33 protein-coding genes and 1 pseudogene are annotated in these 23,428 nt (G+C 70.8%); 5 read left to right on the forward strand and 29 right to left on the reverse strand.

Features of this window, described 5'->3' with window-relative positions:
• Positions 1-286: 286 nt before the first annotated feature.
• The 3 genes from V9U70_RS01945 to V9U70_RS01955 all read left to right on the forward strand — a co-directional run bounded on the left by V9U70_RS01945 (position 287) and on the right by V9U70_RS01955 (position 3,368).
• Positions 287-853 carry a hypothetical protein gene (locus tag V9U70_RS01945; protein ID WP_336672653.1) on the forward strand — a complete coding sequence of 189 codons (567 nt, stop codon included), beginning with the start codon at positions 287-289 and terminating at the stop codon, positions 851-853.
• Positions 854-1,017: 164 nt separating this feature from the next.
• The gene (locus V9U70_RS01950) at positions 1,018-2,172 is read left to right on the forward strand and encodes a ParA family protein (protein ID WP_336672654.1); all 1,155 of its coding nucleotides are present in this window, start codon (positions 1,018-1,020) and stop codon (positions 2,170-2,172) included.
• Positions 2,169-3,368, forward strand: a complete 1,200-nt coding sequence (locus V9U70_RS01955; RefSeq protein WP_336672655.1) for a ParB/RepB/Spo0J family partition protein — start codon at positions 2,169-2,171, stop codon at positions 3,366-3,368. Before V9U70_RS01950 ends, V9U70_RS01955 begins: the two co-directional genes overlap by 4 nt.
• Before the next feature lie 269 nt (positions 3,369-3,637).
• On the opposite strand, the gene V9U70_RS01960 is transcribed toward V9U70_RS01955, so the two are convergent.
• The 3 genes from V9U70_RS01960 to V9U70_RS01970 are packed head-to-tail and all read right to left on the reverse strand — an operon-like array spanning position 3,638 to position 4,574.
• On the reverse strand, positions 3,638-4,162 hold the full coding sequence (locus tag V9U70_RS01960) for a hypothetical protein (RefSeq protein ID WP_336672656.1): 525 nt from the start codon (positions 4,160-4,162) through the stop codon (positions 3,638-3,640).
• Positions 4,114-4,326, reverse strand: coding sequence for a hypothetical protein (locus tag V9U70_RS01965; RefSeq protein ID WP_336672657.1), 213 nt, complete (start codon positions 4,324-4,326; stop codon positions 4,114-4,116). The genes V9U70_RS01960 and V9U70_RS01965 overlap by 49 nt, the downstream gene beginning before the upstream one ends.
• Entirely contained in the window at positions 4,323-4,574 is a 252-nt protein-coding gene (locus tag V9U70_RS01970; RefSeq protein ID WP_336672658.1) for a hypothetical protein, read from the reverse strand. Before V9U70_RS01970 ends, V9U70_RS01965 begins: the two co-directional genes overlap by 4 nt.
• A gap of 52 nt (positions 4,575-4,626) precedes the next feature.
• On the opposite strand from V9U70_RS01970, the gene V9U70_RS01975 reads away from it, so the two are divergent.
• Entirely contained in the window at positions 4,627-4,833 is a 207-nt protein-coding gene (locus V9U70_RS01975; RefSeq protein WP_336672659.1) for a hypothetical protein, read from the forward strand.
• Between the two features lie 96 nt (positions 4,834-4,929).
• On the opposite strand, the gene V9U70_RS01980 is transcribed toward V9U70_RS01975, so the two are convergent.
• The 26 genes and pseudogenes from V9U70_RS01980 to V9U70_RS02105 form a co-directional block, all read right to left on the reverse strand.
• Positions 4,930-5,421 carry a hypothetical protein gene (locus V9U70_RS01980; protein WP_336672660.1) on the reverse strand — a complete coding sequence of 164 codons (492 nt, stop codon included), beginning with the start codon at positions 5,419-5,421 and terminating at the stop codon, positions 4,930-4,932.
• Positions 5,422-5,425: 4 nt separating this feature from the next.
• Complete coding sequence (locus V9U70_RS01985; protein ID WP_336672661.1) at positions 5,426-6,103, reverse strand: Lsr2 family DNA-binding protein; 678 nt, start codon at positions 6,101-6,103, stop codon at positions 5,426-5,428.
• Between the two features lie 3 nt (positions 6,104-6,106).
• On the reverse strand, positions 6,107-6,655 hold the full coding sequence (locus V9U70_RS01990; RefSeq protein ID WP_336672662.1) for a WhiB family transcriptional regulator: 549 nt from the start codon (positions 6,653-6,655) through the stop codon (positions 6,107-6,109).
• Between the two features lie 53 nt (positions 6,656-6,708).
• The gene (locus V9U70_RS01995) at positions 6,709-6,984 is read right to left on the reverse strand and encodes a hypothetical protein (RefSeq protein WP_336672663.1); all 276 of its coding nucleotides are present in this window, start codon (positions 6,982-6,984) and stop codon (positions 6,709-6,711) included.
• On the reverse strand, positions 6,981-7,421 hold the full coding sequence (locus V9U70_RS02000; RefSeq protein ID WP_336672664.1) for an ASCH domain-containing protein: 441 nt from the start codon (positions 7,419-7,421) through the stop codon (positions 6,981-6,983). The genes V9U70_RS01995 and V9U70_RS02000 overlap by 4 nt, the downstream gene beginning before the upstream one ends.
• Positions 7,418-8,095, reverse strand: coding sequence for a GGDEF domain-containing protein (locus V9U70_RS02005; protein ID WP_336672665.1), 678 nt, complete (start codon positions 8,093-8,095; stop codon positions 7,418-7,420). The genes V9U70_RS02000 and V9U70_RS02005 overlap by 4 nt, the downstream gene beginning before the upstream one ends.
• An 89-nt stretch (positions 8,096-8,184) precedes the next feature.
• Complete coding sequence (locus tag V9U70_RS02010) at positions 8,185-8,490, reverse strand: hypothetical protein (RefSeq protein ID WP_336672666.1); 306 nt, start codon at positions 8,488-8,490, stop codon at positions 8,185-8,187.
• 96 nt (positions 8,491-8,586) lie between these two features.
• Positions 8,587-9,534, reverse strand: coding sequence for an ATP-binding protein (locus tag V9U70_RS02015; RefSeq protein WP_336672667.1), 948 nt, complete (start codon positions 9,532-9,534; stop codon positions 8,587-8,589).
• Positions 9,535-9,629: 95 nt separating this feature from the next.
• Positions 9,630-9,797, reverse strand: coding sequence for a pRL2-8 (locus tag V9U70_RS02020; RefSeq protein ID WP_336672668.1), 168 nt, complete (start codon positions 9,795-9,797; stop codon positions 9,630-9,632).
• Between the two features lies 1 nt (position 9,798).
• Entirely contained in the window at positions 9,799-10,377 is a 579-nt protein-coding gene (locus tag V9U70_RS02025; protein WP_336672669.1) for a hypothetical protein, read from the reverse strand.
• Between the two features lie 121 nt (positions 10,378-10,498).
• On the reverse strand, positions 10,499-10,783 hold the full coding sequence (locus V9U70_RS02030; protein WP_336672670.1) for a hypothetical protein: 285 nt from the start codon (positions 10,781-10,783) through the stop codon (positions 10,499-10,501).
• 4 nt (positions 10,784-10,787) lie between these two features.
• A complete protein-coding gene (locus tag V9U70_RS02035; protein ID WP_336672671.1) occupies positions 10,788-11,336 on the reverse strand; it encodes a hypothetical protein in 549 nt (182 codons plus the stop codon).
• A gap of 22 nt (positions 11,337-11,358) precedes the next feature.
• Positions 11,359-11,505 carry a hypothetical protein gene (locus tag V9U70_RS02040; RefSeq protein WP_336672709.1) on the reverse strand — a complete coding sequence of 49 codons (147 nt, stop codon included), beginning with the start codon at positions 11,503-11,505 and terminating at the stop codon, positions 11,359-11,361.
• 26 nt (positions 11,506-11,531) lie between these two features.
• A pseudogene (locus V9U70_RS02045) lies at positions 11,532-11,789 on the reverse strand (RRQRL motif-containing zinc-binding protein); the annotation flags it as partial.
• Positions 11,790-12,146: 357 nt separating this feature from the next.
• Positions 12,147-12,482, reverse strand: coding sequence for a hypothetical protein (locus V9U70_RS02050; protein ID WP_336672672.1), 336 nt, complete (start codon positions 12,480-12,482; stop codon positions 12,147-12,149).
• Positions 12,483-12,599: 117 nt separating this feature from the next.
• Positions 12,600-13,046 carry a hypothetical protein gene (locus tag V9U70_RS02055; RefSeq protein WP_336672673.1) on the reverse strand — a complete coding sequence of 149 codons (447 nt, stop codon included), beginning with the start codon at positions 13,044-13,046 and terminating at the stop codon, positions 12,600-12,602.
• A 60-nt stretch (positions 13,047-13,106) separates the two neighbouring features.
• Complete coding sequence (locus V9U70_RS02060) at positions 13,107-13,535, reverse strand: DUF6197 family protein (protein ID WP_336672674.1); 429 nt, start codon at positions 13,533-13,535, stop codon at positions 13,107-13,109.
• A gap of 14 nt (positions 13,536-13,549) precedes the next feature.
• A complete protein-coding gene (locus V9U70_RS02065; protein WP_336672675.1) occupies positions 13,550-15,751 on the reverse strand; it encodes a P-loop NTPase family protein in 2,202 nt (733 codons plus the stop codon).
• Between the two features lie 9 nt (positions 15,752-15,760).
• Positions 15,761-16,135: a hypothetical protein gene (locus tag V9U70_RS02070; RefSeq protein WP_336672676.1), complete on the reverse strand. Its 375-nt coding sequence runs from the start codon at positions 16,133-16,135 to the stop codon at positions 15,761-15,763.
• A gap of 15 nt (positions 16,136-16,150) precedes the next feature.
• Entirely contained in the window at positions 16,151-17,866 is a 1,716-nt protein-coding gene (locus V9U70_RS02075) for a hypothetical protein (protein ID WP_336672677.1), read from the reverse strand.
• Positions 17,867-18,300: 434 nt separating this feature from the next.
• Entirely contained in the window at positions 18,301-18,852 is a 552-nt protein-coding gene (locus tag V9U70_RS02080; RefSeq protein WP_336672678.1) for a hypothetical protein, read from the reverse strand.
• Positions 18,852-19,088: a hypothetical protein gene (locus V9U70_RS02085; RefSeq protein WP_336672679.1), complete on the reverse strand. Its 237-nt coding sequence runs from the start codon at positions 19,086-19,088 to the stop codon at positions 18,852-18,854. The genes V9U70_RS02080 and V9U70_RS02085 overlap by 1 nt, the downstream gene beginning before the upstream one ends.
• A gap of 238 nt (positions 19,089-19,326) precedes the next feature.
• Entirely contained in the window at positions 19,327-19,488 is a 162-nt protein-coding gene (locus V9U70_RS02090) for a hypothetical protein (protein WP_336672680.1), read from the reverse strand.
• A 66-nt stretch (positions 19,489-19,554) separates the two neighbouring features.
• Positions 19,555-21,642 (reverse strand): hypothetical protein, encoded by a 2,088-nt coding sequence (locus V9U70_RS02095; RefSeq protein WP_336672681.1) that lies wholly within the window; start codon positions 21,640-21,642, stop codon positions 19,555-19,557.
• A gap of 79 nt (positions 21,643-21,721) precedes the next feature.
• The gene (locus tag V9U70_RS02100; protein ID WP_336672682.1) at positions 21,722-22,255 is read right to left on the reverse strand and encodes a DUF6197 family protein; all 534 of its coding nucleotides are present in this window, start codon (positions 22,253-22,255) and stop codon (positions 21,722-21,724) included.
• Between the two features lie 104 nt (positions 22,256-22,359).
• Entirely contained in the window at positions 22,360-22,515 is a 156-nt protein-coding gene (locus V9U70_RS02105; RefSeq protein ID WP_419723917.1) for a DUF5999 family protein, read from the reverse strand.
• 114 nt (positions 22,516-22,629) lie between these two features.
• Here V9U70_RS02105 and V9U70_RS02110 point away from each other — a divergent pair, with 114 nt between their 5' ends.
• Positions 22,630-23,370 carry a class I SAM-dependent methyltransferase gene (locus tag V9U70_RS02110; protein ID WP_336672683.1) on the forward strand — a complete coding sequence of 247 codons (741 nt, stop codon included), beginning with the start codon at positions 22,630-22,632 and terminating at the stop codon, positions 23,368-23,370.
• Positions 23,371-23,428 lie beyond the last annotated feature (58 nt).

Below are 23,428 nucleotides of genomic sequence, written 5' to 3' on the forward strand. Positions count from 1 at the left end.
GGCCGGGCCGCTGCCCGTACCTAGATCCTTGCGCTCCGCGGTTCTCTCCGCATCTGGAGCGAGCGGACTCCCTGCGCCCGATCACTGTGCGCGTAACCGGGGGTGGCGTTCGTTCGTTGAGGTCGCTGGCGCCGCCTTTCGCTGCCGCGACGGTGCCCGGCTGAAGTGTTCGTCCGGCCCATGACCGGAGGACTGGTAGGCCCTAGGCGCACCGCGTCATCGCAGCAGACCCGTTCGTGGCCATCCACGGTCCGCACAGTCATGGGCAGCTGCAGAAGGACGCACTATGGCATCGCAGGCACGTAAGAACGCGGCCCGTCGTAAGCAGGATCTGTCCGGGCTCAATCGCCGGGCCGCTCTGCAGGAGATCCGCAACACCCTCCCTCCCTCACCGCATGCCCGGAGGGCGGCACGTCTCTCAGACACCGCAGAAGCCCCCGATGCCGTGCCGGCTGAGCTGGTCGCCGTCGTCCAGGACCTCACACGGTGGGGCCACCGTCATCTCGATGATGCAGTCCGGGTAGCTCAGCAGTACGGCGACCATCCCAAGGATTGGCACCGCCTCGTGCTCTATGCGCTCACGGACGCCCTCGCCTACAACGTCCTCCTGGTGGGGACCCTGGCGGGCTACCTACAGGAACAGGGGATTGATGAGGACTTGCTCCGTCGTCACCTGCAAACGCCCGACCCTGATCGCTACGTCACGCAGGAGGCACTCGATCTCCTGGCAGGGCTCATGGGCAGGCCGGTCAATGAGGGCCAGCGCGAGCCGACTTGGCAGTTCGTCGGCCGCCAGATCGCCGAGTGCAGCGTGGGCAGGAACGGAGAAGAGGACCTGCCGACGCGGGGGTGAGGTCTCTGTCTCAGACAGGTTTGGCAGGGGCGAATCGACGCGCCCATCCCGGTCCGGTCGGCCACCGCGCTGAGGGTCGCCTTGGAACGGGCACCTGGCCCATGAAGTGTCCTAAAGAGTGTTGCCCGGCGCTACTTCCAAGTATCGGTGAGTAAGGTAGCCCCATGACCGCCCCATACAGTCCCGATGATCGGGAAAAGGTAGTTGCGAAGCTTCCTGCGCCACTGCGGCAGGAACTGAAGGTCCGTGCCGCAGAGTTGGGCGTGGACATCAAGGATGCCGTCACGGAAGGCGTCCACGCCTGGCGTAGCGCCGACGCGCCTCGCCCTCAAGTCGATACGTCGGGCGGCGGTTCGTTCGCTACGTACCTCCCGACGGGCTCGTACGCGGAGTTCAAGGATGTCTGCAAGGCCCGTGGGATCCCGTTCAACCAGGGAATCGCCCAGTCAATCCGGCTGTGGCTCGACAGTCACCCGTCTCCTCGCCGTGTCCCCCGCACGACCGGTGCGCGGCGTCTCGTGTTCGGGAACCAGAAGGGCGGTGTCGGCAAGACGGCGACGTCAGCCGGCGTGGCGGAGGCTCTCGCGGAGATCGGCCAGCGCGTTCTGCTCGTCGACTTCGACCCTCAGTGCCACCTGACCAAGCAGCTTGGCTACGAGATGCTCGCCATCGATGAGCCCAGTCTGGCCAAGCACATGCTGGGCGAGGGAAAGGGCGCGCTGCGTGACCTGCTGGTGCCGATAGAGGAGGGTGCTTTCGGCGGCCGGCTGTTCCTTCTGCCTGGGTGCAAGGACGCGTTCCTGCTGGATGCGAAGTTGGCGACGACGCGCCACGTCCGTATCAAGGAGATCGCCCTGGAGAAGGCGCTGGAGCCCTTGGAGAGCGAGTTCGACTTCATCGTCATCGACTGTCCGCCGAGTCTGGGCTACTCGATGGACACGGCCCTCTACTACGCCCGTACGCGGGACGGTGAGGAACCCAGCGCGTCGGGCGTGGTGATCCCGGTGTTGGCAGAGGACAGCTCGGCTGACGCCTACGACATGCTGTACGACCAGATCGAGGACCTCTCGGAGGACCTGGACGTGGCCATCGCCAAGTTGGGGTTCGTCGTCAACATGTACGACAGCCGCAAGGGCTTCATCGCTACGTCATCCCTCGAAAGCTGGAAGGGCATCGGTGATCCGCCGGTTCTGGCGGTGGTCCCTGAACGGAAGGAGCAGCGTGAGGCGAACCGCCTCAAGGCTCCGTTGCTGTCCTCGGCGCCGGAGTGTGAGCAGTCTGAGGCGATGCGCGATGTTGCTCGGGCGGTGAAGGGATGAAGGCCGCAGACCGCCTGGGGAATGGGTCGTCGTTCAACAAGGTGCCGCGTGGTCGGAGTGACCGAGGGCGGGCCAAGGCTGTTGCGCAGGGTGATGTGCCGTCCTACGAGCTGGTGCGGCTCCGCCTGAGCGAGGTGGCGCCCACTCCCCTGAACCCTCGCCGGAATTTCGGTACGGACGATCAGAAGGCTCGGTTCGGTGAGGAGCTGCGGGCTGTGCAGCTTGCAGCGTGTGTCGCTGTGTCGCGCGATGCGTACCTGTCTCTGTGGCCCGAGCACGCTGATCACGTCGGCGTGGCCGACTACGTGCTCGTTAACGGGGAGCGCCGCTACCGCAGTGCGGATCACGTTGGGCTCGAGGCGCTCGATTTCGTTGTGCGGAACGACCTCGCCTCGTCGAGGGAAGACTTCGTCGATTTCCTCCTCAAGGAGAATCTCGACCGGGAGGACTTCGATCTCGTTGAGCGGGCTCGTGGTGTCCAAGCTCTGGTAGAGGTCTGCGCTGGGGAGGGCGATGCCGGCGCCCAGACTCGGGCGGCTGAGCGGCTGGGTAAGTCCAAGGCCTGGGTGACCAACCAGCTGGCCCTGCTCACCCTGCCTGAAGGCATTCAGGAGAAGCTCAGTGCTGGCGTCCTGCCCGAAAGAGAAGGCCGTCTGCTGGCTCGTCACCTCAAGGCACAGCCGGGGCTGAGCACCCCTGACCTCATGGAGTACCTGGCCTCGCACCGGGAGGCAGAGGCACAGAAGCGGGACGAAGAGAAGAAGCTGCTGCGGGCAGCCAAGAGCGGAGGCGTGTTGACCGCGGTCAACACGGAGACCGTCGGCGAGGGCGGCCCCGCGAATGGGCAGCCATCAGTGTTGACTGCGGTCAACACGTCGGAGCCGTTGGCAGAACGCACGAAGCCAGACGATGGGACGCCCGAGGTGTTGACCGCGGTCAACACCTCCGCTCCTCCGCCAGTGCCCGTGCGAAATGCGTCGGCCGACTCGGGCTCCTCAGTCTCCGAACCGCCCGCTCAGTCGTCCGTACCGGCCCAGGGCCGCTCGGCGCAGCACACCGGGGAGGCTGAGGAGTACGCGCAGGTCCTGATGAAGGAGCTCGGGGAGACTCCGGCAGCCCAGGCGGCGACGATCGCTTCGGCTCTCTCTGCGACCGAACTGAATGCCTTGATCGAAGCTCTTCGCGAGTACGTCTAGAGGGTGGTGTGGCCCGTACACCATGGGTTCGGGCGTGGCAGGCTCCACGGTGTGTTGACCGCGGTCAACAAGTCCAGGTGTGTTGACCGCGGTCAACAGGCTCATGGTGCCAGCCGGAGAACGGATCGCAAGTACGGCTGCCTGTAGCCACCTGGGTGCCGTTCAGAGAGGTTTTAGAGCCGCGTAGAAACACAAAAAGGCCCGTACCCCGCCACAGCTTTCGCGGCGGGGTACGGGCCTTCGAAGTGAGCATCGGGGCGCCTGAGCGGTCACCCGCTCACGTCCGCGACGGCAGCGTTCAGCAGCGCGACGACGTCGGTCTCGTACGGGTCGGTGAACAGCAGGTGGTCGCTGACGTTGAACGGCCCGAACCTCATGGTGACGCGGAACCCAGGCGCGAGGGTGGTCTCCCGTCCGTCCAGTGCGGCGGTGAGCCGGTCGCCGTCCTGCTGGGCGTGCCGGGTCTGGGTGTACGGGCCGAGCCGGAGCAGGGTGTAGCCGTCGAGACTGTCGTCGCGCTTGCGGGCCTCGATGTAGAGGGCGTAGTGGGCGGGGGCCATGCCGATGTCGTCGGGGAGATGCAGGCCGTTGGCGGCGTGGGTGAGCTGCGTGTAGCCGGGCTGCCAGTAGCCGACGATCGACGTAGTCGGGCAGCGTAGCCAGTCGTGTTCGGTGTAGCCGAGCTGGCGGCCGTGGAGGGAGGCGCCCGCGTGCGGGGTGTCGGGGTGGACCAGGGTGACGGCGATCAGGTCGGGGCCGTGGTCGTCGCCGGGCCGGGTGTGCGCGCGTTCCACGAACGGGCCGATCCGTACGGCGATGTCCCGGGCTGTGCCGGTGCCGTCCAGGGCTCGGGGTTGCGCAGGGCGGTGAGCATCGCGCGGAACTCGTCGACGAAGACCTGGTCCTCGGGGGAGAGGGCTCCGGAGGCATGTCCACAGCGGCGCAGGCGACGGATCATCGGGTGCTCTCCTGTCCGGTGGTGGGGAGGGTGCTGGCGGGGCGGAGGTAGCGGGCGGCGGTGTTCACGAAGGTGTCGTGGGCGTCCTTCGCGGCCTCTCGGGCCGCGGTGAGGTCCTCGGTCGTGGCGTACGCCTCGCGCATGGCGTAGGTCAGCGTGACCATGCGGTCGGCGGCGGTACGGACGGCCTGGTCCTCGATGAGGACGCGCAGGGCGACCTGGGGGCGGGCGATGGCGCTGCGGGTCATGTGGCTCTCGCCGCGCAGGGTTGCGATCCGTTCGGGGCCGGCACCCGTGAGGGTGGCGTCGCCGCGCTTCCACATCGCGGTGCGGTGGTCGCTGGCGGCGCAGGCCAGGGCGGTGACGGCTTCGAGGCGGTCGCGGCGGATCGTCTCGCTGTGGGTGACGCGGATCTGCCGCTCGGCGGCGTTCCTGGAAACGGCCGGAGACGATCGCTCCGAGCAGGGTGGCGACGACGGCGAGAGCGGCGGGGACGAGGACGGCTAACACGCAAGGGCTCCTCGGGGTGCTGGGCAAGGGTAGGTGCCGTGCCCCGGCCTCTCGGTCGGGGCACGGCGCTGGGGCTGGTCGGGTGCGGAGTGGTCACTCGCCGCTGGTGGACTGGCGCTGCTCGAACGCTTCGAGGAGGTCGCCGATCTCATCCGGTGCGGGCGCGGTGCCGACCCAGGTGCCGGTCTCGGTGAAGACGTCCACGGCGTCGGTATCGGCGTCGAACCAGCAGACGTAGGGGCCGTACCGCTCCAGCACCGCCGTGGTGACGGCGCCCGGGTCGGTGAGAAGGGGCGCGGTCTCCAGTACGGCGAGGGTGGTGACGGCCAGCCACACCGGATCGTCCGGTGTGCGGGGGCGCCGGAGGTGGCCGGTGACGCGCAGCTTGTCGACGGGGACCAGGTCGTGGAGGACGGCGTGGGCCAGCTCCGGGTCGGTGACCCCGCACGGCAGGACCATCTCGTCGGTGCGCTCGTCGGTGGGGGAGACGGTGATACGGAACCGGGCCGTGCTGCCGTGCAAGTCACCGGGCACGGTGGCCTCCTCCAGGAAGCCGTCCAGGACTATGGCGTCGTTGGTGTCCATGAGATCAGCCGGCCTTCTGGGCAGAGTCCTGGTGGGCGGCGTCGTACGCCTCCTGGACCCGCTTGGGCACCATGCCCAGGTCGGCCACCTGGTGGCCGTGGGCTCGCGCCCACACCCTGCTCGCGGCGAGTTCCTCCCTGCTGCGGCCGCTGCCCGATCCCGTACGGCCGGAGGTCGGCCCGGCGGCCGTGGTGCGGGTGCCGGCCTTCACGGTGCGCAGCTCTTCCTGCGCCCGCTCCAGTTCGGCCTTGACCTGGGCGACCTTCTCCTCCGCTTCGCGCTGCGCGGCTTCGGTGCTGCGGCGCTCGGTCAGCTCGGCAAGGTCCGTGCTGATGCGGGCGGCACGGTTGCGGACCCGGGCGGCCGGGTGCACGGCGGCCCAGTCGAGGAGCTCCTGTACGGGGTGGGAGGCGGGGAGCGGAGTGACGGGGACGTCGATGGGCTCGGTGGCGGCGGTGGTCGTCATGGCGGGTTCGCCTCCGGTTTCCGGGATGAGGGGAAGCAGGGCGGTGATCGTGTCGGGGTCGGTGGGCAGTCCGAGGACGTCCAGGAGCAGGCCGAGGTCGTCCTTGTCGTGGGAGCTGCGGGCGGTGACCCGGGCCGCGGCGGCGAGCTGCCGTGCCGCGTTCGGGTTCCGGGGGAGGGACTCGGCTTCGAGGGCTTCGGACCAGTCGGTGAACACGGCTCAGGCCGCCTTGCCGGTGAGAGCGAGTTCCAGCACGCGCCGGTTGGCGGCAGCCTGCTGAGGGGTGATCGGCTGCCGCCACGGGTTGTAGGGCTCGGGGCGGGTGTGGATGAGCTCCAGCTCCAGGCGGGCGAGGGCCTGGTCCCGGACGGTCGGCGGGGCGGTGCGCGCCGTGCGCCGCTGCTCGCGTCGGCGGCGGTCCTGGTTGGCCACCACGCCGGCCCAGTCGTCACCAAGGCGAACCGTGAGCTGCTTGCGCAGCCTTGTGCGGTCGCGTTTGGTGGTCGCCGCCCACACTCCGGTCGGTGTGAGGTCGGGGTTGGCGAGCGCCCACTTGAGGCACTCGGTGACGACCGGGCAGCCGGCGCAGGCCTGCTTGGCCTGGGCGGTGGCCTTCTCGCGGGCGCGCGGGTCGTCCGTGGTGCTGACGTCCTCGATGGCGAACAGGTTGGGGTTGGTGCGGCAGGCCAAGTGCTGGTCGGAGACGGGGAAGGGGATCCGGGTGCCGGCCGGGACAAGAGTCGCCGTGCCGGTACGGGAGCCGGGCATGAGGAGCCTCCTCAAGGGGAGCGAGACGAGGTGTGGGGTGTGAGCGGGGCGGGTCAGGCGTGGTCGCCGCGGCGGCGTCCGGCCTGGACGTCGGAGGCGAACCGCCCGAGACGGGCCTCGGTGGGATGGGCCGCGATCCACGTTTCGGCGCAGCTCTTGTGGACCGGTTCTCCTGCGTGGGAGCGCATCGGTGTGGGCCGCTCGCACAGGGCGCAGGGGCGGTCCTGCCAGCGGTCGAAATGCTGAGCGTCGCGCCAGTCGAGCAGGCCGCCGGGAGCGGGGATCAGACCCGGATCCACCGGCGGCCTCTTGGCCCGGGTACGGGTCACGGTCGGAATCCGGGCAGTTGCTGGAACACCTGACCCAGCAGGTCGGCTGTCGGCTTCCACGGCCCGAGCTGCCCGCGTGCGGGGACGGGCAGGGGCAGCTCCTGGACGTCGGCGAGCTCGAGGTGCCAGGCACCTACGTGCGCCCACGGGGAACAGGGCGCGGCGCCTTCGGGGTCCTGGTGGCAGTCGGTGATCCGGGCGATGCCGACCACCGCCCCGGTGACCAGTTCGCGGTCGCGGATGGTGCGGGCGACCAGCGGGAGGCGCAGTGCGGGGCGGTCGGTCTGCTGGCTCGCGTGCAGAAGCACCCAGCCGGTCCGCCACGGGCGGGGACGGTTCTCGATGTTCTTCGCGCCGGTCAGGATCGCCGTCGTCCAGGGTTGCTTGATGCTGATGCCCCGGATCCAGTCGCCTTCGGGCAGGGGTGCGACGCTCATGCGGCTCGCCCCCACACCGCTGTCCCCGGACGGCCGGCCCTGCGGCCGTTGATGGACGGCGTGGTCGCATGCGTGGCCGTGGCGAGGACCGCCCGGCCGGAGTGCTTCCCGTCGTAGAGAGCGGCGTCGGCGGCCCTCTGCAACGCGGTCAGGTCGCGAGTGCCGAGCACGTCCGGGGTCGCGGCGCCGACCGAGGCGGCGACGTCAACGGTGCGCCCGTCGTCCAGGACGACCGGCGTGTGCAGCATCCGGACCAGCTGCTCCAAGCGGAGATGGCGGCGGCGGGCGGCAAGGTCCAGGACGACTGCGAATTCGTCGCCTCCGAGCCTGCCTACAGCGGCGTGCGGACCCGCCCAAGCGGTCAGCCGGGCCCCGAAGGCAGCCAGTACGCCATCGCCCGCCGCGTGGCCCAGGGTGTCGTTCACGGCCTTGAAATGGTCGGCGTCGACCATCACCACGGCCGTGGTGGCGCCGTGGCGGGCCAGGAGGCGCCGGGCACGGTTGGTGTAGGCGTCGCGGCGCAGCAGCCCGGTCAGCGGGTCCTTCTGCGTGGCCGCCAGCCTCTTGTGCAGGGCGACAACGTGGAGCGCCCAGCCGGTCAGCGGCAGGGCCGCGGTGGTGATCAGGAGGGCGTGCGGGCCGATCCGGCCCGGTAAGCGCACGGCGGAGCTCATACTGAGGGTCTCCCTCTCGTCTTGTACGGGTTGGGTGGCCCGGGGCAGCCGTCGAAGCCGCCAAGCAGTGCGGCTGTCCCGGGGCAGAGTTACAGCTCGAAGGGCTTGGAGTTGAGCCAGCTGTACGGGCTCCTCCAGGGGCCGGCCGTCGCGGCGGGCCAGTCGAGTTCCCAGCCGGGCCGGTATCCGCAGGCGCACCAGCCGTCCGGGCCTGCGTGGGGGATTGCGCGTCCGGCCTCCGCGGCGGCGCGTGCCGCGTCGTAGACCTCGTGCGCGGCCTGTACGGCGGCGGCGCGGCTGTCAGCCCAGCCGGTGAATACGTGCACGCCTGTCCGGCCGGGCGTCTGGGTGCTGCGTATGGGGACGTCGACCTCGTAGTACGGGGGCTGGGGCATGACGTCCATCTCCTCTCGTGATCGCGGCGGTTGACGGACCACCGCAACCGCCCCGGCCCCAGCAGTGAGCCGGGGCCGGGGTGGCACGGAGGTCCGTCAGCCGTGGATCGCTTCGAGGTCCTGCATCTCGAGGCCGGCGTCCTCGTCGTCCTGGTCGTCGTCGTTCGGGCCGTGGACGGTGCAGACGATGTCCTCGTCGTCGTCCAGGTCGCCGTTCAGCGCGCGGAACAGGCAGGTGACGCTGTAGGCAGGCGCCCACGCCCGGCCGGTGCATTCGTCGTCGTGCGGGCACGGCACCATCACGTCGAACCCGACGTCGCCCTCGCCGTCGATGTCGGTGCGCAGGGCGAGGGTGAGGTACTGCTGACCGAGGCGGATCTCCGCGACGCGGTCGCCGCCGGCCACGTTCGAGCCGGGCTTCCACCGCCACAGCGGCACGATCCCCTTGCCGAACGTCCGGGCCACGAGGTTCAGGTCACCGAGGCCGGTACCGCCGTCCAGTCCGAGGTCGGCCTGCCGGGCGCCGCTGAGACGCTCCAGGTACGGCAGGAGCCGGCAGAGGCTGTCGGAGAAGACGATCTCGGGGAACCCCTCCGACTTGAGGGTCCGGTGCGAAGCAACCATGGCCTGGTGCTGCTGGGCGACCACGTCCTTGGGCACCGTGCGGTTGGCGGGGCGCGGGCCCTGCCGGTCGATACAGACGCTGCCGGGGGTGGCGACCACGACCGCGATGGACAGCATGCCGTGCCGCTTGGCGGCCGCGACCAGCGGCTCCCTGGCCGTCGCGGTCACGTTGGTCGCATCGACGACCGTGAAGAGCCGACGGCGCATCCTCGCCTCCAGCAGCAGGTGCAGGGCGGCGACCGCGTCACCGGTCGCACCCTGGTCGCCGGCGTCGTCGCTGACGACCTCGCGCAGCGCGTCCAGGGACAGGATCTGGGAGGCGGGCCAGGTGCGCGCGATCGTGGACTTGCCCGCGCCGGAGGGGCCGATGAGGACCACCAGGCTGTGCTTGGGCATCTCGGGATAGATGAGCTCGGTCATGCGGATCTCCTCAAGACATAAGGGGTGCCGGGCAGCCCGGATGAGGCGCTGCCCGGCGTGGTCGGTGAGCAGTACGGCGGCGTTGTGCAGCGCCGTCAGCGGACGATCATGTGGTGGGGGTGGCCGTTCTGCATGTGGTCCACGCACTGCGGGCAGTCCTCACGCGGGCCGAGCCTGGCGTGGGCCTGGCGGCTGGCGTACGCGTGGAACCAGCACTGCGTGCACTCGCCGCGGGGCGGGTTCGTCGCCTTCGCGCTCGCCATCTCAGCGGGCTCCGGGGCGGGTGGTGAGCCAGGTGGTGATGGCGGCCGCGCCGATCCCGATCGCGCGGTGGAGCGCGGCGTCCAGCTCCATCCACGCGCTGCCCGGCCCGTTCACCTCCCGGGTGACGTTGCCGTCGTCGTCGAGGCGGACCGCCTGGCAGTGCTCGATGTAGCCGGTCTTCTTGGTCTTCTTCGCCAGCCACAGAAGAACAGCACCGCGGTCGATCGCGGCGTGCGTTCCGGCGTTGATGGCCGCACCGGCGAGCAGGGCGGCCGGGGTGACCCGGTAGCCGAACGCCAGGGTGACGCCGATTGTCGCGGCCAGCTGCACGGCGGTGTACGAGGCGACGTGGCAGGCGACCGCCCGCCTGCCGAGGGCGCTGGTGGTCATGGTCGGCCGGGTGGAGTCCGGCGCGGCGGGCGAGCCGTCGGCGTGGACCAGGGTGCTGCCGTACAACCGCTTGCGGGAAGCCGTCTTCGATCCCTGGGCCCAGTGGTCACAGGCAGGGTGCAGCTCACCGAAGGTGGCCAGCAGGGTGCCGAAGAGGGCCAGGCGCTCGGTGGTGAGGCGGTGGGGCATGCTGGTGGGTCTCCTGATCTCGTATGCGGGTGAAGGGAGCGGGGCGGCCGGCCTCTTTGCCGATGCTGCGGCCGTCCCCGTGTGCGTCTCCGCCCCGGCCGCGCAGGCCGGGGCGGAGGTGTCAGAACGGTTCCTCGTCCGGCCAGGCCGGGACGGGCAGGAGCCGGATGCGGAGCTCGCGCCCCTCGGACCAGCAGCCGCACGCCTCCATCTCCGGGAACGGCCCGCCGGTCCACCAGCCGCCCGCGCCCCGGCAGTCGGGGCAGGAGCGGCGGGGCTGCGGGGAGAGCGTGATGCGGTGCCGGTCGGCGTGCAGCCGCCAGTGGTCGGCCTTGAGGGCAGCGGCCGCCGTGCCGACCGAGGCCGGGACGACGACCGCCAGGAGCACGGCCGTACGGGGGCGCACCGCGTCACTTCCGGGGCGGGCGCGGCTGGATGAGGAACATGGTGCCGGTGCCGCTGTACGCGGGCGCGGCCTTCAGGAAGTCGCTCTCAGTCCGCGCGATCTCGAACATCACCTCCCTGATGAAGTCGTCGTCGCGCTGGAGGCCGACGCGGTCGGTGAGGAAGTCGGCCAGGTGCACCTGGTACGGAGAGACGCCGTGCGGGCGCAGGTCCTGCAGACGGCTGCGGACGATCCGGGCGGCGTCGGTGTCGTGGGGAGCGGCCGGGACGCCCTGGTTGATCGCGCGGCACTGGGCGGCGTGGGTGTTGGCGAGGTCCGCGGCCTCCTTCTCGGTGAGTCGGACGCGGTGGGTGTTGCGGGCCGCGCGGTAGGTGCAGCCCAGGCACGCGGCGGCGTAGGCGGAACTGCGGTCGCTGGCGGAGGTGTAGACGAGGGTGATCGCGCCCTCCGCCGGTCCGAGGGTGTTGCGGTAGCGCTGGCCGACGACCGTCCCGGACGGGCTCCACAGGGCCGGGTCCGGGGCGGTGGTACGGCGGGCGAACAGGCTGAGCATGCCGGTCTCCTTCGGGAGGGGTTCAGGCGGCGAGCCGGTGGGTCACCGGGGCCGTGGAGGTGAAGTAGGTGTCGGGGCTGGGCTCGTAGCCCTTGTCGCAGGGGTCGCAGCGCCCCTGGGTGCGCAGCGGGATGCAGTGGAATAGCGCCGGCCACAGGGGCCGGGACACGTCTGGCGAGCAGCCATCGCCTTGTCGAGCGCGCCTTCCTCCGCGAGGGTCATCGGGAGCTTGGGCTTCGCCAGGTCGATCCGGTACAGCCACGCAAAGCGCTTTCCGCCGCGGCATTCGATCCGGGCGACGGGCTCCTGGCCGCCAGGGCGCAGACCCATCTCCCGCAGCTGGCGGCGGGTCGCGAGGGTTTCGCGCCCGGCCTGCTTCCACCAGAAGACCGACAAGCCGTCGCCGGGGTCGTTCGGGTCGACGTCGACCAGGTCCTGGTCCTGGCCCGCCATCACCTGCTCCAGGTACCGGGAAGGCGGCGCTGGGGCAGCGGCTAGCGGGGGCCGGGGCGCTGCGGGCGGGGCCGGCCGATCCGGCGGCGCGGGCGGGACATGAGCACGGTGGGGCCTCCAACTAATTGAGGGCGGGCAGTGCTGCACCCCGCCGGCAGGAGGCCTGCTGACGGGGGAGCGTTGGGGTGTGGTGGATGGCCGGTCGGCCTGTACGGTCCTCGCCCGCGAGGACGGGCGAGGACCAGGCAGGGCGGCAGGTCAGCGTTTGTCATCGGCTGCGCGGAGTCCGGGGCGCCGCCGACGAGAGTGGCCGGGGCGGGACGCGGGCCTTCGGTGTGAGCCGCTCGCTGTCGGTGCTCAGAGTGCGGCGGAGATGAGCGCGAGGATGAGGGCTGCCGCCCCGCCGATGATGAGGGCGGCGCCGGCGCTGGCCCACCAGTAGTGGCCCATCGCCTTGGGGTCGTGGAGGTCGCTGAGGCCGTCGGCGAGATGCGCGTGCAGGGCGTTCAACGGGGGCAGGGTGGCGTACCAGCGGCCGAGCCGGTCTATCTGGCCGGTTGTTTCGTCGTCGGGGATGTGTCCGGCGTGGAGGGCCTGTCGGTGGGCGGTGCCTTCGGCGGCCAGGTCGTGGAGCTGGTGGACGACCGGGCTGCTGGTGCGGCAGACGGTGCAGCGGTAGCGGTAGCGGCGCACGGGGTGGTTTCTCCTGATGAGTTGAGGCGAGCAGGGCAAAGCTGCGCCCCGCCGGGAGAGTGGTCTCCGGACGGGGCGCGAGAGGTGGGGCTGTGGAGCTGTGGTGGTGCCCAGGTTCTACGAGTCCTTGCGGTACTCGCCGGGCGCGACGCGTTCGATCTCGCCTGCGGCGGTGAGCGCCGTCAGCGTGTCGGTCAGGGTCTGGTCGTCGAGGCCGGTGAGGACGAGGAGGTCGTGCTGGCTGATCTGCACGCCGATCGAGTCGGTGAGGCAGGCCATCACAGCGGCTTCGGGAGTGGGAGTCGGAGGTGCGATGTACGGCTTCACGTACACGAGGTCGGCCGTGAGCTTGAACACCAGCTTTCCGGTTTCCGGGTCCTGCCACCGGTGCTTGATGTCGACCCGGTAGTTGGAGCGGAGGAGCCCGATGGCCTCGAGGCAGGCCAGGCGGCCACCCGATACTTCGATCTCGACGACGGGAAGGCTGAAGCATTCCATGGCGGCCGGGTGGTCGCCCAGGGCGCCGCAGTCGCAGGGAGGTTGGAGGTCATCGGTCGAGTCCATGGCTTCATGAAACCGCACCGGATGCCGCGGGGTGGGTGAGTACGGGGAAGTCGGGCTGGGTCAGTTGGCGGCGCGGAGGAGAAGGTCGAGGACGGGGCCGACCCACCTCTGGCGGTTGTTGAACCGGGGGATGTCGTGAGGGTCGCGGGTGCGGAGAGCGGCCATGAGACGGGTTTCGGCGGCCGCGACCTCCCTCGCCCAGACGGCGGGGTCGTAGGTGAGGGCGGCGGCCTGAACGGAGCCCAGGAGGCACAGCCCGCGATGGTCGCACAGGGTCCCGCGGGTCCACCCGTAGCGGATGATCAGCTCCCGTGCGGTGCGCAGGGTGTGGCGGGTGGTGGGGTGCGGGTAGCCGCCGGGACCGGCGGCGTAGACCTCTTCAATCTGGCCGATGAGGCCCTGCACCGCGCGGGCATCGGGCTGTGCCGGGCCCCGGTTCGGGGCCGGGGCGCTGGGGCGTGCGGCGGGTTGGGTGAGGTGCCCGAGCATGGTCGGTGCCCTTTCTAGGAGTTCTTGCGGTAGATGCCGGGCTTGGCGCGCTCGATCGTGCCGTTCTTGACCAGGGCGGTCAGCGTGTTGGAGAGGGTCTTCTCGTTGAGCCCGGTCAGGGTGCGGATGTCGTCCTTGGGGACCTCCATGCCGAGCGCGTCGTCCAGGACGGCGAGGACGGCGGCGTCCGCGGTGGGCTCAGCCGCGGCCTTGAACACCGGAGCGAGCGGGGGTGCGTACTGGCCGCTGCTCCCGCCCGGGCTGGTGACGATGGCGGTGTCGTCGTCGCCGTTGACCGGGATCTCGGCGATTTCGTGCCGGTCGTCCCAGCCGGACCAGTCCTGGGGCCAGATGATGCGGTCGTGGCGGATGTGCGGGGCTGCGGACTCCAGGATCCAGGAGCGCATCATCTGGACGGGTTCGCCGGGGGAGCCGACGTAGCCGAGTCCGTAGGTGCGCTTGGGGTCGTTGATCGGGATGTCGTCGGACCAGATGAGGTGCTCGTCCTCGGCGGACCAGGCGGCGGGGATCGCCCCGGGGTCGATGCCTTCGAAACCGTCGACGGTGACCAGGTTGGACTGGGCGCTGTCGGTGCGGAGCATGACCAGCGCGCCGCCCTGGATCACGTTCATCCGTAGGGCGGTGCTGCCCCCCAACTTGTCGGCGTTGACGGCCTGGTTCACGATCAGCAGCGTCATGCCGAGGTTCCGGCCCAGGGCCGCGATCTTGTCGAGGACGAAGACAGCTTCCTTGCCTTCCTCGGTGGAAGGGTCGGTGATCATGTGGGTCTCGTCGATGACGACCATGACCCACGGGCAGGTGGGCGTGGCCTTAAAGTTCTTCCGGCCCAGCCGGGCGGACTCCTTGATGCGGTGCTGGAGCAGGGCGTAGGCGACGCGCAAGGACTTGATCGTGTCGTCGCCCGTCGCGGAGTAGGCCGCCATCGCCTCCACATCCGGGTTGGAGGAGCCCTTCGGGTCACCGTTGATGATCGCCATCCCGGCGAGGTGCGCGGCGAGCGCGACGATCTGGACGACGCCGCCCTTGCCGGATCCGGTGACCCCGGCGATGAAGACGTGCTGCGCCCCGAGAACGGGGTCGAAGAGCTGGAGTCGGGCGACACGTCCGGAGACACCGCGTCCGATAGCGATGTAGCCGCCGGTGGAGGGCTCCAGCACCTGCGGGCCGGGGAAGGGGACCCCGTCCTCCAACGGGTTCTTCTCCATGATGCGGATCTTGCCCCGGCGGGGGTTGGAGGCGTGGGGCTGGTAGTCGACCAAGGTCATGGCCGAGTGCAGCGCGCCGACCAGCTGCTTGCGGTCGGGGACCGGGACGGCGGGGACGTCGTCGTCGGCGACGACCCACGCCACCCAGCCGCCGGTGGCCGGGTCCGTCTGGGCGTCCTTCAGGTGGGTGCCGGGCATGACCCTCGGCCGCACCAGCCGGGCCCACCGGCCCTCCATCGTGTTCGGGTCCAGCTCCGCCGGCGGGGTCCGGCGCACGGTGACGTACTGCTCGCCGGGGTGGTGGCCGGGGGTGAAGGAGACGCAGGCAGCGGGGACGCGGTAGGCGGAGCCGACGGATTCGGCGGACACGTTCACCGACTTGCCCTGCGGCGCCTCGATGATGCCCTCCCACATCTCGCCGGAATCGGACACGCCGACCAGGTGCTGGCCGGGGTGAGCGCCGCCCTCGCGGGAGATGTGGTCGGCCCAGACCTTGTACAGCCCGCCCGGCCCCGGGCCCGCCGGTTCACCGGGGGCCGGGGCGGGGACGCGGACCTTGCGGGCGGCGAGGGCGGGGCGGAGTTTGTAGGTGAGCGTGGCCCACGCCGACCACCAGGCGGCGGAGACCAGCCCTGACACCGAGGCGGGGTCCAGGACCCCGGCCATCAGCGCGTCCGTGTACGCGGGGCCGAGCAGGGCTCCGGGCACGGCGGCCATGGAGGTGAGGAGGCTGGAGCCCAGCAGGGTGGAGCGCTGGGCGTGCAGGACATCGCGGAGCCCCGTGGCGTTCAGGACCCGGTCGGGGATGCGGCCGACGTAGTGGGTGGCGAAGGCCGCGCTGCCGGCGACCGTGGCGGCTGCGGTGAGGGCGGCCAGGCCGGGCTCCAGGAGCGGGGTGAGCGCTCCGAGGAGGGGCGGGGCGATCACCGAGACGAGCGCGGGGACCTGGTCGGCGGCGTGGGGGCGGCGGGTCACGGTGATCTCGGACATGACGGTCGGTTACTCCTGTGTGTAGAAGGCGGCTCGGGCCATGGGAACGTTCATCGCGCCGACCTGCTCGTCGACGCCTTCGTGTGTTCTGCGGGCCTGGGCGTCGGCGGCGCGGGCGGCGCCGACGGAGGTGTCGCAGGCGGAGGCGACCTTGATGGCCGTGTCGGACAGGCCGCGCATGATGCGGGAGACGTCCTTGGTCTCACCGGTGGTCAGGGTGTCCACCTCGAGGCCGGCGAGCTGGTCGGCGACGACGGCCACCGCCTGGGCGTTCTGGTCGGCGCGCTGCCCGATCTGCCGGATCGTCTCGCCGTCCATCCCGATCAGACGCGCCAGGAACTGCACCTGGGCGCGCAGTTCCCGGTAGGTGATTTCTGCTGCCATGGGGTGGCTCCTGATCTATCGCTGGTAGAAGGCGCGTTCGGCCGGGCTGGTCTCGTCGCTGTCCACCACGGCCTTGTAGACGCCGCCGTGCCGGATCTCGGCGTTGTGGTTCAGCGTCCGCAGGCCCTCGGTGCCGCGTACGGCGTTGCCGTGCAGCTGCGCGGCTTCCTTCGCCTGCACGGTGAGAGCATCGAGGAGCCTCTCCAGGGAGCCGATGAGGTTGGTGCCGCCCTTGATCTTCGGGTTCCTGCACTTCTCGATCAGCTGCTGGACCTCATCGACGCGGCGCGCGGAAACCGCCTCAGCCTGCTTGCAGGTGTCGGCGATCTGATGGGTCTCCAGCTCCTTGCCCGCCAGGAATCGGGTGAAGCGGCGCAGGGAGCTCACCTCACCGGTCGTCATCGCCCGGCCGTTGGACAGCTCGACAGCACCGCCGTACGGGGACATCACCGCCCCCAGGGGCGTAGCTCCCATCGCGGGCGCAGGGGATGAGGGCTGAGATGCCGCAGCCGGTTTGGCCGCGGGGGCGGTGGGCTTGGCGGGCACAGGCGGGGCTCCTTGCTGACGGTCACGGACGGCGCGGATGTTCTGCTGCCTGTTCGCCGCAGCAGGCGATCCGGAAGGCTTGACCGGCGGGTCGGCGGGCTTGGCCGGGGCGGCCGGCTTGGCCGGGGCGGCCGGCTTGGCCGGGGCGGCCGGCTTGTCCGGTGGTGCGGCGGGCTTCGCCGACACCTCGGCAGGCGCAGCAGGCGGCGTGGCCGGCGGAGTAGGCGGATCAGCGGGCGGGGCAGGTGGCTTGGCCGGTACGGGCGGCGCTCCCTGAGCGCGGTCCCGGGCGGCGTCCAACTGCGCCTTGTCGCGGGCGGCCTTGTCCCGGATGGCTTTCTGGCCGTCCTCGTAGCCGTCCCGCCACGCCGCCTTGTCCGCTTCGACGGCGGCCTCCTGCGCCCCGGCCTGGAAACCGCCCTCGCGGGCGGGCCGCGCGGTGTACGGCCCCTTCCGGATCGTGTCCTTCTTCCCGGCCGGCTCGGGCCCCGGCGGAGCTCCCGGCCTGCCACCCACCCCTGGTTCCGACCCGGGGCCCGGCTTCGACTTCGGCTCCGGGTCCGGCTTCGACTTCGACTTCCGGTCGGGCTTGAGGTCGTCCGCCGTCTTGACCGGACCAGGTGCTGTGGCCGCCCCGGGTCCAGGTGTCTTGGTCGGGAGAGGGGTGGAGGCGGGCTTGCTCTCCGGCGGCTGCCGCCCGGCCTTGTCCGCCCTGCGGCTGTTCTTGTCCTCATGGGCCGCACGGTCCTGCTTGTCGGCCGACGTCTTGTCCGCCCGCTGGCGGGTGCTGTGGTCCTTGCGGTCCGATGCCGCCTTGGTGTCGCGGGTGTTCTTGTCCGCCGAAGCGCGGGTGTCGGCGGTCTTCGCGTCGCGGCTGTTCTTGTCCGCCGAAGCGCGGGTATCGGCCGTCTTCGCGTCGCGGCTGTCCTTCTTCGCCGCGCTGCGGGTGTCTGCGGTCTTGGCGTCCCGGGAGTTCTTGTCGGCCTTGGTGCTGGCCGCCGACGTCTTCGCGTCCCGGGTATCGGCGGTCTTGGCGGACTTGTCGCTCTTGCTGGCGTGCGCGGTGGTGGCGGTGCGGTTCGACTTGCTGTCGGAGGTGGACCCGCGCTTCTCCGTCAGCCCGTGGTTGATCTTGCGGTCCGTGGACGATCCGCGGATCTCGCTGATCGTGTGCTGCACCGTCATCTTTCGCTGCGGACGGTTCGCGATGAGGGCCGCGATCCCCTTCCACATCCCGAGCTGAGAGGTGTTCTTTTCAGCCTTGCCCGGCTTGCCGTCCGCGGCCGCGCCGTCTCCCTGCGAGGAGTAGGCGCTGGACCCTCCGGAGGGGTCGCGGGTGGGGCGCGCGAGCGTAACCGGAGCCAGAATCCCGCCCCCGGACGGAGGTGCCGGAGCGGGCGAGGAAGGCGCCGGGGCCCCCGGGCCCGCAGCGGGCTCGGGGGCCCCGGCGGTGGGCGGCTGGGAGGGCATCGGGGGTGGCGGAGGAGGTGTCGTCACAACAAAATCCTTACTCTCGGTGACTTCCCTCCTTCCTTCCCTCCCAGCCGAAGGGCCCCGTTCCGGCCGCTCATGGCGACGGGAAGGGGCCTTTCTGCGCGGGAAGGAAGGAGGGAAGGAAACTACTCGGTGTTATGTGTCCTGCCGGCCTTGCGGACCAGGAAAGCGACCCCGCCGACGACCACCACGGCGATCACGAGACCGCCGGTGACGTCGATCTGGCCGCCCTGGCCGCTGTCGGAAACGGAGGAGACATTGGCGGCCCCCAGGGCCCGGCCGGACTGCTGCGCACCGGGGGCCGGGAAAGCCTGCGCGCAGACCTCCTTGTCGTACTCGGCCTTCTCGATGCATGCCTGGAAACCAGCCACACGACGTTCCTCCGCTTTCGCGTCCGGAGCGTTCACCTTGGCCCTCTCCACCTCCAGCTGCTGGGCCTGCAGAGCGAGCTCCTGCGCCCGAACCTCGGCCTCCCCGGAGGAGGCGCTAAAGGCGCTCACCCCGACCGCGCTGCCGCCGACGATGGCCAGCCCGACCATGGCCAGCAGGGCCTTGGTCTGCGCCGTCATCGGGGCCTTGGCGGGCGGCCCGTAGGGGGCGGCAGCGGGCTGCTCCCACTGGGCGCCGGAGGTCAGGTTCTGGAACCTCTCCTCGATGTAGTCGCGTTCGTTGTCCATCAGTCGTTCTCCTTGCTGACCTGCGCGTTGAAGGCGTGCAGGTCGTTGCCGATGCGGTCCAGGTCGGAGACGTCGAGGGTGATCGACAGGCGGACCGGGGCCGTCTCGGCCGCCCGCAGGCGGTCCAGGGTGCCGCCGGGAGAGGCGACCTTGAGAGCGGACTCGATCCGCTCCTGCGCGGCGGTCAACAGGTTCAGCGCGGTCTGCGCCGTTTCGGCGCTCCACTGGGCTTCCACGGATGCTCCTTGGCTGGTGGGAGGGGGTCGGCGTGGTCCGTATCGGTTCGGGCGCCTACGTCTGCCACCAGCACCTCGGGGAGGGGCTGGTGGCAGGTGAAGAAGCCGGATTCCGGTGACGTGCGGAAACGCCCCTGGGGCGGGGGCGGATCTGCTGTACTCGGTAGCGGTGAGGGCCAGCCCAATTCGGATGGGCTGGCCCTCACTGCTATGTGACGCGTCGTCGTGAACCTGCTGGTCAGCGCCGCTTACGGGGCAGCAGCCGGGGGTGGCACCACCAGCAGGCGGGGCCGTGGTCGTGCAGCGTCCGGGAGTGGGCCAGGGCGAACGGGGTGGCCACGATCAGCGCGAGGGTGATCACGACGAGGATCAGGCCGATCGCGTAGGTCAGGGTGCTCATGTCGAGTTCCTCTCGGTACGGGTGCGGGTCAGTGCTGCGGGCGGCGGCCCTGATGGAGCCGTGGTCTCACGAGACGTTCCTGAAGCGGGTCCGTGCGATCTCAAGGCGGCGGCCGGCGGTGGCGCGTGAGACACCGAGGACGTCCCTGGCCTCGTCGACTGAGACGGTCTCCGCGCCCTGGCGCCGGTACATGAGACTGAGCAGCGAGGTGACCTGCCCCTCGATCTCAGCGTCCCGGGCGAGCGCGGGGCGGCCGGTCTCACCGGAGCGCAGCGGCACCAGGTCCCCGCCGCCGCCCGACGCGCCCGTCTCACGGCCTGACCTGCGCGTCTCACCCGACTGAGACGACGTCTCAGTCGCGTTCACCGGGGTGTCTGTCTCAGTGAAGGCCGTCTCAACTGCCCGGGGCGTCTCACTCCGCTCCGTCTCGCGGTCGAGCGCCGGGCCGGTGCGCGGGCGGGGGAGCGTCTCACCGGAGCCGGTGAGACCGGCGGCCCGGGTGTTCCCGGTCTCACCGGGCGGTGTGGTGCGGCTCGTCTCATCCGCTCCGGCCGTACTGCTGGTGGCGGTCTCACCCGGGCCTGTCTCGCCGGTCTCACCGGAGTCCGTCTCACTGGAGTCCGTCTCACCGGGCTCCTTGGTGATCTGGTGGATGCGCCACATCACCCAGGGGGCGATGGCGGCGACTGAGACGATGAGCCACCACAGCGGCTCACCCTTGTCATCCACGCCGACCAGTCCGGCGTCGGCGAGGTGGTAGATCGCGTTCGCGGCGACCATGAGGATGAGCGCACCCGCGACATCACGGTGCCGGCGGAAGGCCTGCACGACGTAGACGTCGATCGCCAACGGCAGCGCCCAGGCGACCTCCTTGCTCCAGCCGGACATCTTGGCCAGGGCGAACTCGCCGCTCGCGGTGAGGACGATCGTCGCGCCCAGGGCCACGCGCGGCCCCCAGGTGTTGACGAAGTTCTTCCGCTTCTCCTGCTTCGCGATGAGCTTCTGAGCCGCGGTCACCTCCTCGCGGGTGGCCTCCAGCTCCCGGCGTACCTGCTCCTGCTCGGCACGGGCGCGAGCACGGGCCCGGTCGGCTTCCAGCCGGGCGGCGTCGACCAGGCGGGCCGACTCCGTCTCAGCCGACGCGATCCGCTCGGAGGCGGCCTTCTCCGCGCTGGAGATCGCGCCGGCCGCCTTGGCCTCCGCGACGGAGCGGACCCGCAGGACCTCCTCCTCCGCGCGGGCCTGGGCGGCCTCCAAGGCCTGCTGCGCCTGGCCGCGTGTGTCGTCGGCGTCCTGCTCGGCCTCGCTCAGCACGTCGGCGGCCTGACCGCGGGCGTGGTCCAGGAGCCGGGCCGCGTCCTCCTCCGCCGTCGCGACGTCCTCGCGGGCCCGGGTGCGCAGCTGCTCGGAGTCCGTCTCCGCCTGACGGCGCATCTCGGCCGCCGCCTCACGGCGAGCAGAAGCGTCTTCCTCGGCGGCGGCCACCAGGTCGGCGGCCCGCTGCTTGGCCTCCTGGACCAGGTGGCCGGCGTGCGCGGCGGTGACATCGGCCTCGGCCTGGAGCCGGTCCTTGTCCTGCTCTGCCTCGGCCCGCACCTGCTGCGCGCGGGTCCGGGCGGCCTCCACGATCCGGGCGGCCTCGGCCTCGGCCTCCGCCTGGAGCTTCTGGGCCGCCTGGCGGCGCCGGGCCAGAGTCTGCTCGGCCGCCACCAGGTCGCCGTCGGCGATCGTGCGGGCGCGCTGCACGGTCTCCTCGGCCGCCGCGATCTGCTCCTCGGTGAGCTTCCGCATCCGCTCGGCCTGGTCCTTGGCGAGGTCCAGGATGCTGTCCGCTTCCGCCTGCGCCTTCTGCGCGGCGCTGTCGGCCTCCGCGCTCTGCCGGCGGGCCTGCGCGAGCAGGGCGTCGGCCTCGGTGCGGGCGGCGGCGAGCAGCTGATCGGCTTCCGCGCGGGCGGCCGTCACGAGCGCCTCGGTGTCGCCCCCTGGGGCCTCGGCCGCGGGGGTGGGGGTGGGCTCGGTGGTCACCGTCGTGCCCGTCGCGTCCGGGCCGGCCGCCGCGGCCGTCGCGGCCGCGACCACCTTGGCGATGGAGGTGGCCCTGGTCGTCGTCTTCTTGGCGGGAGCCTTGCGGGCGGGTGTGCGTCGGGTACTCACAGGCAGATTCCTTTCCATGTGCGTCTGCCGGCCCGCTCGGGGGAGGGCGGCCCGGCAGGGCTTGAGGGGGCCGGGGGGGTCAGGCGGCCGGGGCCGGGTCGCCGTAGGTGCGGGCGAACGTCGCGGCGGCGGCAAGCAGGCCGAAGACCTCCTCGACCGTGCGCGCGGGGTGCTGATCCCAGTCGCTGTAGTGGGCGCGGGGTGCGCCGGTCAGGGCCCGGATGAGCAGCTCGAAGATCCAGTCGAGCGCCATGCGGGTGTCACCGCTGAACCGGTGCTCGGTGTCGGTGTTCTGGGCGTGGGTCAGGGCGTCGCGGATGCCGCGGCCGGCCGGGTAGGTGGGGTTCCAGCCCGCGGTGCGCAGGATGGTGATGGCGGCCTCGGCGTGAAGGGCGATCTGCTCGCCGGTCAAGGGCATGCCGCTGGGGCCCCAGTGCAACCAGTCGGTGTAGTCCGCCAGTGCCCAGGCGCGCTCGATCAGCGAGGCCGGGGTGGAGGACGGGGCGGAGGCCGCGATCGTCCCGGCGACGAAGGTCTCGATATCCCGGACGAGCTCGCGCCCAGTCCTCTCCAGGCCCTGGTGGCGGTTCAGTCCACGGTTCAGCTCGAACATGGTGAGTCCTTACGGTCGGTGGCTCCGGACTGTCCGGCTCCCTGTCACCGCCCGTCCCGGCCGCCCAGGTGGTGGGCGGCCGGTGCGGGCGGATCGGGCAGCCGTCAGGCCGCGACCGCGGCGAGGGGCCGGTGCGGGGCGATGATCTGGCCGTCGGGGAGCAGCTCGCCGGTGTCCTCGAAGAGCAGGACGGCGTTGCACAGGAGGCTCCTTCTCTGCACTTCACCAGATCGAGTGGTGGCGGGTCTGTAGATGATCACGGGAGCTCCATCGATGCCTCGGCGCTCGTGAGCGGCAAGTTGCGCGAGAGGGCCTTGAGTGGGTCGTGCGTTAATCGGTTGCTGAGGCACGAGGGCTGGCGGACACTTTCGCCGGTGTTCTCCGATGCTGATGTCGCTGCGCTGTACGACTTGCTGAACCCGTGGAACCCGGACCGCCGGTCCGACGCCCGGTTCTACTTCCCGTTGGTCATGGCCGCGGAGTCGGTTCTCGACGTCGGTTGTGGAACGGGCGCCATGCTGAAGCTCGCCCGCGAGCATGGTCATCGCGGTCGGCTTGTCGGCTTGGACCCCGACTGCGCCGCGCTGGATCGGGCACGGCTGCGGGCGGACGTGGAGTGGACCGAGGGCGCCGCAGCAGACGCCGGGAATGGGGCGGGCTTCGAGCTGGCCACGATGACTGGCCACGCCTTCCAGAACCTGCTCACCGATGATGAACTGCGGACTTCGCTCAATGCCATCCACGGGGGGCTGCGGCGCGGTGGTCGCTTCGCCTTCGAGACTCGGCACCCTCAGGCAAGGGCCTGGGAGGGATGGACGTCTTCGAACCCGGACGATGTAGTCAACCTTGTCGATGAGGCTGGCCGTGCCCTGCGCTACTGGCACGACGTCGACTCCGTCGTCGGCGACATCGTCACGATCCGCGGGACGGTGGCGCAGCCGGACGGCACAGTGCTCCGTGTACTCAGTGAGAACTTGCGGTTCCTCGACGTTGCGGCACTCAACGCGTTTCTGGTCAAGGCAGGCTTCGAGATCGACGCTCAGTATGGCGACTGGGATCGAGGTCCGATTACTGATGACAGCCGGGAAATCATCACCATCGCCTGCCGTAGGTAGCTCCTGCCTTGCCGGCTCGGTGTATTGCTGAGTCTGCGGTCGTTGAGATGCCATATGG

The organism is Streptomyces pratensis, from assembly GCF_037137275.1.
Classification (GTDB): Bacteria; Actinomycetota; Actinomycetes; order Streptomycetales; family Streptomycetaceae; genus Streptomyces; species Streptomyces pratensis_B.